Here is a 12,393-nt window from a genome sequence, read left to right as displayed (position 1 = left end):
TCGAAGCGCCGCAGGTAAAGCGCGGCATCCGCATGGCGGCTCGTAGCATCCGATAACCGTCGGAGGAGAAATTGTTATGCAGAAACGGAAGCTTGGCAACAACGGGCCAGAGGTTCCGCCCATTACTCTGGGCGGCAATGTTTTTGGCTGGACACTTTCAGAGGCAGATACATTTCATCAACTCGACCGCGCAGTGGATGCGGGTCTGAACTTTGTCGATACGGCGGATGTGTATTCGCGATGGGCTCCGGGCCATACGGGCGGCGAATCGGAAACGATCCTGGGCAAGTGGTTTGCAAAGAGCGGCCGGCGCAAGGATGTGATTCTGGCCACCAAGGTGGGCATGGATTTGGGCGATGACAAGAAGGGGCTGAGTCCGGCCTACATTGCACAAGCGGTGGATGCATCGTTGAAGCGCCTGCAGACGGATACCATTGATCTTTACCAGGCGCACAAGGATGATGAAGCAACGCCGCTGGAAGAGACGCTGAGGGCCTTTGACAAGCTCATCGAAGCCGGCAAGGTACGTTACATTGGCGCTTCAAATTACACCGGGGAACGGCTGACAAAGGCGCTTGAAACCAGCCAGAAGAATGATCTTGCGGCTTATGTGTCGCTGCAGCCGCATTACAACCTGGTGGAACGGCTTCCGTTTGAGTCGGATCTGCTGCCGGTGGTGGAAAAGTACCAGCTTGGCGTGATTCCGTATTTCTCGCTGGCTGCGGGATTCCTGACCGGCAAATATCGCAAGCCGGAGGACGCGGCTAATGCGGCGCGTGGCGGCATGGTGAAGAAATACCTGAATGACCGAGGCTTTGCGGTGGTAAATTTGCTGGCCGAGGTTGCAGATCGGCATAAGTCCACGCCGAGTCAGGTGGCGCTGGCATGGCTCCTGGCGCAGCCGGGAGTGACTGCTCCAATTGCCAGCGCGACGAATGACAAACACCTGGACGACCTGATTGCGGCGGCAAATCTGAAGCTGGATCAAGCGAGCATTCGTGAACTGGATGAAGTGAGCGCGCCAGTGGCAGCGTAAAAAATGGCAGGAAACAAAATGGGCCGCGATCTATCATGATCGCGGCCCATTTTGTTGCCTGCCTTATTGGGTTCCTGCCTTATTGCGGCGAATACGGCTCCGCGCGCAGCACGTCACTCAAAATACCACGCTCCTGCAGGTTGAACTGGTTCTGGTAGCGGGCCGAGTTCAATACCGTGGCGCGCTGATCGGGCGGTACGGCTCGCAGATCATGGAAGGCATTCCGCATCATGGCCTGGCGGTCTGCGGGAAGCGTCCTCCACGCTTGCATGGACTGATTCACATGCATGCGCTCCTGCGGGCTCAGCCGCTCCAGCATCTCATTGCGGGCAAGGCGGCGCTGGCGCTCGGCTTCATCCATGCCGTTGACATTGTGCAGTTGCTGAATCAGCCGCTGCTGCTCGCCGGAGGGCAGCCGGCGGAAGCCGGGATCGTTGCGAAGAATTTCTTCCTGGTTTCGGACTGGCGTGTTGCGATGGTCATTGAGCCAGGACTGCAGATGGCCCGGAGGCGCAGTGTTGGGGCCTGCATACGGCGAACGATATGCTCCCGCGTTCGCACCCGGATAGGCAGGGCGCGCCGTCGGATAACCCGAATACCCCTGAGAGGCGCCCGGATAGGCCGGACGGACAGGAGCAACGCCGGAATAGGGATTGCCGCCCGGCTGATTTCCGGGCTGCTGCGGATGAGTTTGCGGACTCTGCCCGACACCGGGAGCATGCGGCACATTTCCACCGCGCGGTTGGGATTGCCGCGGCGCGGAGGCGCGAGGAGCCGGAGCCGAACGAGGAGCGGAGGGACGCGGGGTTGAATGCTGCGAACCGCCCCAGAATCCACCACGAGCCCACGCCGGGGAAAGGCATAGCGCAGCCATTGCCACGGTCCCGGCAACTGCCCGGACCGCGCGGCGCACAAAACCCGTATTGGCGGCGATCGTCACTTCCCTTTCCCCGTAGAGCCTTTCTTATTCCGGCAGCTTAATCCTGCGCCGGGCCGTTATCCTGCTGATCGGTAGCGGAAATGGACTCAAGCTGATCGAGCAGCTGAGCATTGGAGTCCAGCGTCTGCAAATCCTTCACCACCGCCGTCTGCGGCGTGGGCGTCGGGGGCTGTTCCCAGTACGAATTCAAATACGCACCGCCGCCCACAAGCACGGCCACCGTGAGCGCCATAGCAGCCAGTGGACGCGCATGGAGCTGTTGCGGATTGAGAAGCCAGCGATCCCGCAGCCGCTCAAACCAGCCTGCGCGCGGCGCATTTTTCTCCTCGCGCAGGCGGGCTTCAAAGCGGGTCATGAAGTAGGGATTGGGTTCGGGCGCCTGCCACGCATCCATGACACTCATAGCGGCGCGCAGGGCTGTAAGCTCTTCACGGCAGCCTTCGCAGGCGTCCACGTGGGCCTTCACCGCGGCGGGTACAGATTCGGGATCGAGCAGCATATCCGCCAGCTTCGTCTCCATCTCCGCGCACATTGTCTTGTTCTCCGTCATGACCATCACCCCACTTCCCTGATAAATACGGCATCCTGCTGCCGTCGTTATACGAATTCCTTCAGCTTCTCGCGCAACGTCTGATACGCGCGAAACAACAATGACTTGGTGGCCGACTCGCTCAGCTTCAGCACCTCGCCGATCTGCCGGTAGTCCAGCCCCTGATACTTATGCATCAGCACGGCCATGCGCTGCCTCTCTGGCAGCGCCATCACGTGATTGCGAATGGCGGCCATGCGCTCGTCGCGCAGAATCCGCTGCTCCACATTGAGCTCGTCGTCGGCAATCTCCGGCGTCATGCCCGTCTCTTCATCCGGCACATCCAGATACACATTCTGCGCCGCGCGCTCGTGCCGGGTATCCCGCGCGTGGTTCACCGCCAGATTCGTGGCAATACGGTAAAGCCACGTCGTGAACTTGGCTTCAGCGCGATAGCTCTCCCGCGAACGGTAAACCCGCAGAAAGACCTCTTGCGCCAGTTCTTCGGCTACCGCCTGGGTACGAACCATCCGGTAGAGAAAATGCACCATCGCCCGGTGATACTTCGTCACCAGGTAATTAAAGCCAGACTCATCCCCGGCAGCCACGCGAAGCATGATCGCGGCGTCGCTGGCTGGGTCGAGCGCCTCCAAAGGCGTATGCGCGCCCATATTCGGGCCCGCTGCCGAGCCTATAGCGCCGCTCGCTCCCACAACCGGATTGATGGTCAGGGTAGCCATATCTTCTGTAACCCCGCCTGATTGGGAAGGTTGCGGCTTTTCAGATGAATTCGCTTCGGGTTCTGCCTCTGAAATAAGGCCTTCCGGCTCATTCTCCGCGCTGGAAGAACGAGGGTCGCCTCCGCCACCGGTCCTTGCGAGAAGGCCCGGATCGCCGAGCGGACGCCCGCTGCCGGTTCGCCCCGCCGGCTCATTCGAGAAGAGGTCGCTGGAAGCCCGTATTGATCTAGCCCGAAATGACATACGTTCACGTACATAGCGCAACCGGATGCCCGGTTTCAGCCCGGAAAAATTGGCCGAACGCGCCTGCTGGTGTTACTCTAAACCAGTTGACCGCATCCGGCGCTTCCGTGTCGCCGGCCCCCTCACAAAGGGTGTAAAACAAGGCGGTAAGCGCGCCTGCACACCGCAATTGCAGGTTCCTTCAGGGCGGTTAGTCTCAGCTGGTTAGAGCGCCTGCTTCACACGCAGGAGGTCGCAGGTTCGAATCCTGCACCGCCCACCATTGCACTTCATGCCGTGAACTGCGCGTTTCGCACGCCATCAGCCTATTCGGGCTCCCGCTGGTCGGCGAAAATCCCAGTAGTCCAACGCAAATCTTAAGACTCCCAAAAAGTTCGAGAATTGCCCTCCAAGACCCACCATTCCTTCCATTTTGCCCGCATGAAGGTAGTGTCGAAAGACACTGAAATGGATGCGTCTCAGTCAGGTCCTGCGGCGCATCGCTGTCTTTTATGGCACGCCGCCAAATCTCTTTCCTAATTCTCTTGACAACGTAATTCAAGCTGAGATAACGTCTTCCCGAAATTAGCAGGGACCGATAAATCGGCCCGAAAGCAAACGAACAGAGTGCAGTCTTTCATGATATGAAAGCGTTTTCATTAAAAGTAAACGGTTCACATCAAATCAAAATCACTGCACTACTTCGGAGACGCCCAAAATGGCTAGAAAAGCAGGAACCCCCTTCCGCTGGCTATTGCTATTTCTGCTGGCTGGAACTGCCGCCGCCAACCTAACTGCCCAGATCTCGAGCGGTTCTCTTGCCGGCAACATTCAGGACGCAAACGGAGCGGTTGTTCCGAACGCTACCGTCACCGCAACCAACGACGCCACCCATATCGTCGCTGTAGTTAAGTCCACCTCGGCCGGCGCCTACCGCTTTCCCACTCTCACGCTGGGCGCCTACACAGTTACCGCTGTGGCGCCGGGCTTCTCCACGGCTACGGAAACCGGTGTGGTTGTGCAGATCAGCAGTACCACCGCCTTGGATATCAAGCTCGCTGTAGGCGAAGTCAGCCAGACCGTCACGGTGGACGCCAGCGGTCTGCGTATCGAAACCGAATCCTCCGATATCAGCGGCACCGTCTCCAACAAGCAGATTGAAGACCTTCCGCTCTCGCTGGCTACTGGTGTCGGCGGATTGCGCTAGCCAGAGGTCTTTGTCTTCCTTCTGCCCGGCACCACCGGCCCCGGCAGCGGAACGACTGGCAACACCGGCAATGGCGTTTTCTTCTCGCGACTCTCCGGCGGCCAGGCCTATGGCGCTGAGGTTCTGCTCGACGGCTCCAGCATCCAGCGCAGCGAAAACGGTTCCTCGTTTGACGAGACCTCGCCCTCGATCGAGGCCTTGCAGGAGTTCAAAGTCACGACCTCGGCTCCCTCCGCCGAGTTCGGACGCACCACCTCGGGCATTGAAAGCTTCGCAACCAAGAACGGCACCAACGATTTCCACGGTATTGCTTATACCATCGTCAAGAACCGCATCTTAGACGCCAACAACTGGTTCAATAACGGCTACATTGCGCAGAACTGCCAGGGCGTTTCTGAAATTGACTGTGCGTACAGCAAGCCTGAGGACAGCAAGTTCGACTACGGCGGCGTCTTCAGCGGCCCTGTCTGGATTCCCCATATCTGGAATGGCCACAACAGAACCTTCTTCCTTTTTGGATGGGAGCAATATAAATTCACTCCCGGCAGTGTGACCGTCTCCACTGTACCCACCGCAGCGGAGCGTACCGGCGATTTCAGCGATATCCTTGGCGGGTACGCTCCAGGCGGAACAAACTTCAACGGCCAATCCGTACTGTTGAACCCCTGCACGGGACAGCCGGTGCAATACAACCAGATCCATGATCCGACGACTACAACTCAGGTGAGCCCAGGCGTTTTTTGCCGAACGCCCTATCCGAACAACCAGGTTCCGACATCTCTCTTCAGTCCTACAGCACAGGCGCTTTACAAGGGCCTGCCTCTGCCGAACCAGACGCCTCAAAGCACGGATGTCTACGGCTATCTCGGCAACTATGCCTACACTGGCGTTGCGCCGAACAACAACACAACGTATACGATTCGTATTGATCAGAACCTCGGCGACCGGGAAAAAATATTCGGCACATATAGTACGCGCCAGAACTTCAAGCTGACGGCGGCCCCTGACTTTCCCGCGCCCTTCAGTAACAGCGGATATGTTCAGACCTTTACGACGCATTACATCCGCGGCGGCTGGGATTTCTCCATTTCACCCAACTGGCTGAACCATCTGAATGTTGGATACAACCGAACGAACAGCGTCAATCTCTCGTCGGAGTTCAACACGTCAAACACGGCGGCAGCCGCTGGGCTCGCGAACGACTTTTCCAAGTTTTATCCGTCGATTGCATTCCCAAGCCCGGATCAGCTATCCACATGGGGCCAGCAGCAGAACGGCATCAATATCGACAACGGCCTTCGCTTCAACGACATTTTGAGCTGGGTGAAGGGCAGAAACAGCATCCGGTTCGGTGGCGAATACCGGCACCAGAATTACTCCACCAACCTGTACAACGTGGATAATTTCAACTTCTACCGCGACCAGACGTCTGGTGTGAGCAACTCCTGCTGCTATTCGGGCAATCCTTTTGCCAGCTACCTGCTTGGCGAAGTGGGACAAGCCGGCCAGACGGTATACAACGTGAATCCACGCTGGGAATCCTGGTACGCAGCAGGCTTTTTCCAGGACGACATCAAGGTCACCAGTAATTTGACCATCAATATAGGCATACGCTACGACCTTGATATTCCCCGGCGGGAAGGACACGACCGGACCTCCGATTTCAGCTTCACGGCTCCAGATGCCGCTGCCGGTAATCTGCCTGGCGCACTGGTCTTCGGCACCAACTGCAATTGCAATAACAAATGGGCAAACACCTGGCACAAAGATATTGCTCCGCGTGTTGGGTTTGCCTGGGTGCTTCCAAATACGAACGGCAAGATGGCTCTGCGCGGCGGCGGCGCCATCATCTATGGCCCCTTGCAATATAACGACTTTGGCGGCAGCATGCTGCAGGGCTACAACATCAGTAAGAGCGTTGCGCTTGGCGGCACGGCTACACAAGGCGGCGCCTTCACACCAGCCTTCCGGCTTGACTCCACCACGCCTGCCGATCCGCAGAACTCCAGCATCGGTTTCCCGGATTACAGCTATGCTCCCAACACCGATCCGACGCAACTGACAGCCGTAAACGGTCTCGGCAGCTTCACAGCGGTCGCAGGTGACCTGATCCGGGCGCAGGATGGCCGGCCTTCCATGACCAGCAACTGGAGCCTTCAGCTTCAGGATCAGATTGCTCAGGACCTCATCTTCACCGCCGGTTACATCGGCCAGGTGGCGCAAAACCTCCGCTCCGGCTTCCTCACCAACTTCAACAACATCAACCCATCGCAATTCGCCCTCGGAGATCTGTTGAGCAACACGCAGTACAACATTCCCGTAGGTGGTTCCAGCCAGGGATATGCTGCTCCATACACAACGTTCACAGGCCCGATTGGTCAGTCGATTCGCCCGTTCCCGCAGTATGACTACGTCGCAGACGATTGCTGCCTGGAGAATCTTGGCCACTCCTCGTATCACGCGCTGGTGACTTCATTGCAGCGTCGATTCCGCGATGGTTTCAATCTGCAAGCCTCTTATACGTGGTCGAAGATCCTCACGGATGCCGATTCGCTGATCCCCTTCAGTTACACGAGTAACAATCAGCGCGAACAGGCACAGAACTCCACTGATCTAAAAATGGATAAGGCTGTCGGCGTTCAGGATCTGAGACATCAGGTCTCACTCAGTTACCTTTACGAGCTGCCCTTTGGTCATGGGCGAAAATGGCTCAATCAAAACCGTGCCCTGGATTACATCGTAGGAGGATGGGAGTTGGGCGCGATTCAGCGATACTCCAGCGGCCAGCCGATTGATTTCGGTTGCGCTACTGGTATTCCGTACTACCAGAACTGCATTACCTTCGACGCAGGACCGGCTTCGAATGGCGCGACGGACTTCTCAAGCGCGGCATACCGCTCGAAGAAGAACGGTCCCAGCGTCTTTAACGGGGAATCCTGGTTCAAGCCTGAGTACCGTGTGGCCGGCACAAACGGTCCATCGGATGCAGGCATTCCCATGTCGCAAGCGGCCTTCATTGACCAGAACAGAGAAGGCGTTGGCTGGGCTCGCCCGTACTCCCCGAGCTGCGGAACTCCGCAAGCACCCCGCTCCTTCGCTCCGTTTGCGTTTGGCAATCTCTCTCGCGTCACAGAGGCCATCACCGGTCCCATGTACCTGGCTGAGGACGTCAGCCTCATGAAAAACTTCCACGTCAAGGACAAGGTCACATTCCAGCTCAAGGGAGAAGCCTTCGACCTCTTTAACCGCCACCGCATGGGCCTGCCGGATCTCTCGCCAACCGACTCCTCGCAGAGCACCGGATTTGGTATTCCTACAGCTGTGGACTACGGTCCACGTAACCTGCAGATATCCAGCCGTGTCACCTTTTAGCCCGCAACCAAAAGCGGAGACAGCGTACGCTGTCTCCGCTTTTCTCTTTTCCCTTGCAATTTGCTTTTCTTGCTATCATTCCCTGAACCAAGCTCCGAGCGGAAATGAAACTCCATGCCCGGTTCATACTTTTACGGCTTTCTCTATGCGCTAATTCTCGCCGGCTTTGGAGCTGCGGCCCACGCCCAAACCAATTCCACCGTTGACTCCATCCTCAGTCGCGCCGAGCATCTTCGCGCGCAGCACAAACCCACTGAAGCCGCTGCGCTTCTTCATCCTTATATCGAGCAGCACCCTGGCGACACACCAGCTCTGATTCTTCTTGGCGATATTCTGCTTGACCTTCACCGGACAGAGGAAGCAGGCCAGACCTTTACTCAGGCCCTCGCCGCAGATCCAAACTCCATCCCCGCCAATCTAGCGGTCGGCGAGATCCTGCTCTCACAGCACCTCGATCCCGAAGCCATGGATCGTTTTGAAACCATCCTCGCGCAGGAACCGCGCAATGTCGCAGCCCGCAAAGGAGAAACCACGGCCGCCACTGAGCTCGCCGTCACAAGCCGCCGCGACAACCATCCGGATCTTGCACTCATTGCGCTGCGCCATGCCTGCGAAAAACTTCCCGACTCACATGAGCTGCAGTTAGATCGTGGCCTTCAGGCATTCGAGCTCAACCAGCTCCCTGAAGCCGACGAAGCTCTGCACACCGCGAAAAAGCTCGATTCCACCAACCCCGCTATCTTGTATGCGCTCGCACGGCTCGAAACCGAACAGCAGCACATGGCCGAGGCTGAGCGCGACTACAAAGCTTATCTCGCTCTCCGCCCCAACGATGCGACCGCGCATTACGGGCTTGGATATACATACGCCGCGCTGCTGCGTACGGAAGACGCCCGCCGCGAGTTTGAAGCTTTCATCCGCCTGCAACCCCGGCAGACTGAGTCCTACTATCAGCTTGGGCAGATTGCGCTTGATGCGCATCACGATGACGAAGCCAAGCCGCTCTTTGAGCGTGTCCTCGCATGTGACCCTAACCACGCTGGCGCGCTCACCGGTCTGGGAGAACTTGCATTCCGCAGCAAAGACTATGCCGCTGCCGAACAGCTTCTCGCTCGCGCCGAAAAATCTGACCCTGCCTACAGTCGTCCGCACTACTATCGGGGTCTCTCGCTGGCGCGCCTGGGCCGCAACGAAGAAGCTCAGCAGGAGCTTCAGCAAAGTGATGGCCGCACGCACGCGACACCGTCGTCATCGGCCAACACATCGCAGCCTCCGCCATAAATGGCTTTTCCGTCTCTGCTCTTCGCTCTCTGTATCGGAATCGTTGGCAGCTTCCCGAAAGGTGTTCAGCCATGTCAATTCACACTCTGATGAATCGTATCTTTCAAGCCGCTCTTCTGCTTGTAATCTCCCTTGGCTCCGCTATCTATATCGCCGCGCAGCAGCCTGCTTCACCGAAAGCCAACACTTTTGCGAACCCCTTGCTTCCTTCCGGCCCCGATCCATGGGTCATGTATTACAAAGGCATCTACTATTTCATGGCTACGACCGGCGATAATCTCATGCTCCGCGCTACGCCGGAGATTTCTGATCTTGCCAACGCTCAGAAGCGTGTCGTCTGGACTCCGCCCGCCACTGGCCCTTACAGCCATGAGATCTGGGCTCCTGAGGTACATCGTTTTGACAACAAGTGGTACATCTACTTTGCCGCTGACGCAGGCACGAACGAAACCCATCGCATTTACGTCATCGAAAATCCTTCCGAAGACCCCATGCAGGGCGAATGGACATTCAAAGGCCAAGTCACAGATCGCACCAACAAGTGGGCGATTGATGCATCTGCCTTCGAGATTCACGGCCAGAAGTACATGATCTGGTCCGGCTGGGAGGGTGACCATGACGGCGAGCAGGACATCTTCATCGCGCACCTGAAGAACCCCTGGACCATCGACTCCGAGCGCACACTACTCTCGCGCCCGCAGTATGCGTGGGAAGAGGTGGGCGATTTACTCAACCGGCCGTCGATGCCTCATCTCAACGTGAACGAAGGCCCGGAGATTCTCATCCACAACCAGGATGTCTTCCTCGTCTACTCAGCCTCTGCCTGCTGGACTGACTACTATGCGCTTGGTGTGCTTCATGCCGGCGTCGGCAACAATCTGCTCGACGCAAAATCCTGGCAGAAGTATGACCATCCGTTCTTCCACCAGAACCCCGAAGCGGGCGTCTACGCCACCGGCCACAACGGTTTCTTCCAGTCGCCGGACGGTAAGCAGGACTGGATCATCTACCACGCTAATTCACAAAAAGGGCAGGGCTGCGGTCCGCAACGCTCGCCTCGCATTCAGCCATTTACTTGGAACTCGGACGGCACACCCAACTTCGGTCCCGCGCTTCCCGCTGGCCAGCCCATCGCGAAGCCGGCACGGTAATTACTGACGAATGCCGGCTTTCACGGCGGTTGCTTAGTTCTGACTGTGCTCCCCATAAAGGGACTTGCTGAGATCAAACTCTGCGCGGGCCTTGTCCTGCTGGCCGGCAACGCGGTACGCATGGCCTAGTTCAAAATGCACCTTCGGATCATTCGGGGCGAGACCGGCGGCGAGCTGCAGTTCGCGAATACCACGCGCCGAGTCTCCATTGGCAACCAGGGCCATGCCCAGCTTTTCATGCGCCCACGCAGACTTCGGACCAAGCTCCACGGCCTTTTCGAGAAAAGGCCGCGCGTCAGCGGAACGGGCCTCATCCAGAAGTACAATTCCCAGGTCGAGATAAGGCCAGGGGTCCTGCAAACCGCGTTCTTTCGCCCATTGCACAGCCGTGCGCAAGGCTTTTTCGGCCTTCTGCGGATCGTTTTGCGCATCATAGGTGAGTCCAAGATTTTCTTCCGCTTTAAGATTTGCAGGATCAAGCGCAAGCAACCGAAGATAAATCTTTTCCGCCTCGGGGAAGAGATTCTTGGTGTAGAGGCAGCGGCCAAGGCTATAGAGAATTTCCGTATTGCTGGGTTCCATAGCGAGGGCGACACGCAGCCAGCGCTCGGCATCATCGTAGTCATCGAGCATCACGTAATCCAGCGCAACGGATCGAAGCTGCTCAGTATTGGGTTTCTGTAATTGCGCGGCGCGCGTGTAGGTTTCAAGCGATTCGCGAGGCTTGTTCTCCTGACGCAACACGAGCGCGAGCTCGTAGAGCGTATCGTCCGATTGCAGATTTTGCAGCAGGCTGGCACGAAGCCTCGCTTCTTTTTCCACCAGCGAGGGATCAGGAGGCGCAACGGTTTCGTTCCCCAGCGAAATGCCTCCCGGCTGTACTGTTTTGGACGACGGCTGTTGCGCGGAGACAGGCTGCGTCAACACAGTAAGCGCTGAGGCCACCAGCAGAAGCGCCATCGCAGCCTTTGTCGACTGCAGGGACCGCATCGTGATTGCCTCATTCCATTGCATGGCATGTGTGGATGATTATTTCAGATAGGATCATCTGCTGACATCGACCGCAATAAGCTTAGAGATGCAAAATATACGCAATGAAAGCAAGCAGACATTGCCGTGCGACGTTGATGTGGGGGGCGATTGCCTGCGCCTGTTGCGCTGGGCTGCATGCGCAGGCTGGCTCTTCCGCTGCCGGGCCCGCTGCGACTGTGCCGGGGCATTTCGTAGAGGTCACGGAACAATCAGGCGTGCATTTTCTGCATCAGGCCCCGCATACCTCCCGCAAATATCTGCTGGAGACGATGGGTTCGGGTGTGGCTCTCTTTGACTGTGACGACGACGGGCGGCTGGATTTGTTTCTGGTTAACGGCGCTCCCTTTGCGGACCCCACGCCCAAGGGAACAATTCCGCAGAAAACCGGACCGGAATACTGGAACCGTCTCTACCACCAGAAGAATGACAGCAGCTTCGAGGACATCACGGAGAAAGCCGGACTGGCTGGTGTGGGATATGGCATGGGCGTGGCCGCCGCCGACTACGACAACGATGGTCACGAAGATTTATTTGTCACCGGGTATGGCGGCAACCATCTCTACCATAACAACGGCAACTGCACCTTCACCGACGTAACGGCCGCCGCAGGCGTGGCTGGCAGCGGCTGGTCTTCAAGCGCCGCATGGGTCGATCTCGACAACGACGGTCTGCTCGATCTGGTGGTTCTGCGCTACGTCACGTGGGACTGGGATGATAAGTGGTGCGGGCCGCCGGAGAATCGCGGCTACTGCCACCCCGATGTGTTTGATCCAATCTCGATGCTTGTTTATCACAATGACGGCAACGGCCACTTTACCAAAGAAGCGCACAAACTCGGCCTCGATAAACCCGGCAAAGCATTGGGAATCGCCATCGGTGACTA

General features: G+C 57.6%; 10 protein-coding genes and 1 tRNA gene. 7 read left to right on the top strand and 4 right to left on the bottom strand.

Annotated elements, in window-relative coordinates; genetic code table 11:
* Positions 1 to 76 precede the first annotated feature (76 nt).
* Entirely contained in the window at positions 77 to 1,036 is a 960-nt protein-coding gene (locus tag ABSG47_RS10270) for an aldo/keto reductase (protein WP_424169496.1), read from the top strand.
* A 79-nt stretch (positions 1,037 to 1,115) separates the two neighbouring features.
* Here the strand turns inward: ABSG47_RS10270 and ABSG47_RS10265 are convergent, their stop codons facing one another.
* The 3 genes from ABSG47_RS10265 to ABSG47_RS10255 are packed head-to-tail and all read right to left on the bottom strand — an operon-like array spanning position 1,116 to position 3,245.
* Positions 1,116 to 1,976 carry a DUF3106 domain-containing protein gene (locus tag ABSG47_RS10265; RefSeq protein ID WP_424169494.1) on the bottom strand — a complete coding sequence of 287 codons (861 nt, stop codon included), beginning with the start codon at positions 1,974 to 1,976 and terminating at the stop codon, positions 1,116 to 1,118.
* 37 nt (positions 1,977 to 2,013) lie between these two features.
* The gene (locus ABSG47_RS10260) at positions 2,014 to 2,526 is read right to left on the bottom strand and encodes a hypothetical protein (protein WP_424169492.1); all 513 of its coding nucleotides are present in this window, start codon (positions 2,524 to 2,526) and stop codon (positions 2,014 to 2,016) included.
* A 47-nt stretch (positions 2,527 to 2,573) separates the two neighbouring features.
* The gene (locus ABSG47_RS10255; protein ID WP_424169490.1) at positions 2,574 to 3,245 is read right to left on the bottom strand and encodes an RNA polymerase sigma factor; all 672 of its coding nucleotides are present in this window, start codon (positions 3,243 to 3,245) and stop codon (positions 2,574 to 2,576) included.
* A 427-nt stretch (positions 3,246 to 3,672) separates the two neighbouring features.
* Between ABSG47_RS10255 and ABSG47_RS10250 the strand changes: the two genes are divergently transcribed.
* The 5 genes from ABSG47_RS10250 to ABSG47_RS10230 all read left to right on the top strand — a co-directional run bounded on the left by ABSG47_RS10250 (position 3,673) and on the right by ABSG47_RS10230 (position 10,478).
* Positions 3,673 to 3,750, top strand: a tRNA-Val gene (locus tag ABSG47_RS10250).
* A 435-nt stretch (positions 3,751 to 4,185) separates the two neighbouring features.
* Positions 4,186 to 4,674 (top strand): carboxypeptidase-like regulatory domain-containing protein, encoded by a 489-nt coding sequence (locus tag ABSG47_RS10245; RefSeq protein WP_424169488.1) that lies wholly within the window; start codon positions 4,186 to 4,188, stop codon positions 4,672 to 4,674.
* Positions 4,675 to 4,872: 198 nt separating this feature from the next.
* Positions 4,873 to 8,046 carry an outer membrane beta-barrel protein gene (locus tag ABSG47_RS10240; protein ID WP_424169486.1) on the top strand — a complete coding sequence of 1,058 codons (3,174 nt, stop codon included), beginning with the start codon at positions 4,873 to 4,875 and terminating at the stop codon, positions 8,044 to 8,046.
* 114 nt (positions 8,047 to 8,160) lie between these two features.
* Positions 8,161 to 9,327: a tetratricopeptide repeat protein gene (locus ABSG47_RS10235; protein WP_424169484.1), complete on the top strand. Its 1,167-nt coding sequence runs from the start codon at positions 8,161 to 8,163 to the stop codon at positions 9,325 to 9,327.
* Between the two features lie 71 nt (positions 9,328 to 9,398).
* Positions 9,399 to 10,478, top strand: a complete 1,080-nt coding sequence (locus tag ABSG47_RS10230; protein ID WP_424169482.1) for a glycoside hydrolase family 43 protein — start codon at positions 9,399 to 9,401, stop codon at positions 10,476 to 10,478.
* Positions 10,479 to 10,511: 33 nt separating this feature from the next.
* On the opposite strand, the gene ABSG47_RS10225 is transcribed toward ABSG47_RS10230, so the two are convergent.
* Positions 10,512 to 11,468: a tetratricopeptide repeat protein gene (locus ABSG47_RS10225; RefSeq protein ID WP_424169480.1), complete on the bottom strand. Its 957-nt coding sequence runs from the start codon at positions 11,466 to 11,468 to the stop codon at positions 10,512 to 10,514.
* A gap of 104 nt (positions 11,469 to 11,572) precedes the next feature.
* On the opposite strand from ABSG47_RS10225, the gene ABSG47_RS10220 reads away from it, so the two are divergent.
* The coding region (locus tag ABSG47_RS10220; RefSeq protein WP_424169478.1) for an FG-GAP repeat domain-containing protein at positions 11,573 to 12,393 on the top strand (821 nt) is incomplete at its 3' end.

The sequence above is a fragment of the Occallatibacter sp. genome (assembly GCF_049510455.1).
In the GTDB taxonomy this organism is placed as follows: domain Bacteria; phylum Acidobacteriota; class Terriglobia; order Terriglobales; family Acidobacteriaceae; genus Telmatobacter.
The sequence above is the reverse complement of the archived record's forward strand: the minus strand, read 5'-3'. Positions and strand labels throughout refer to the sequence as shown.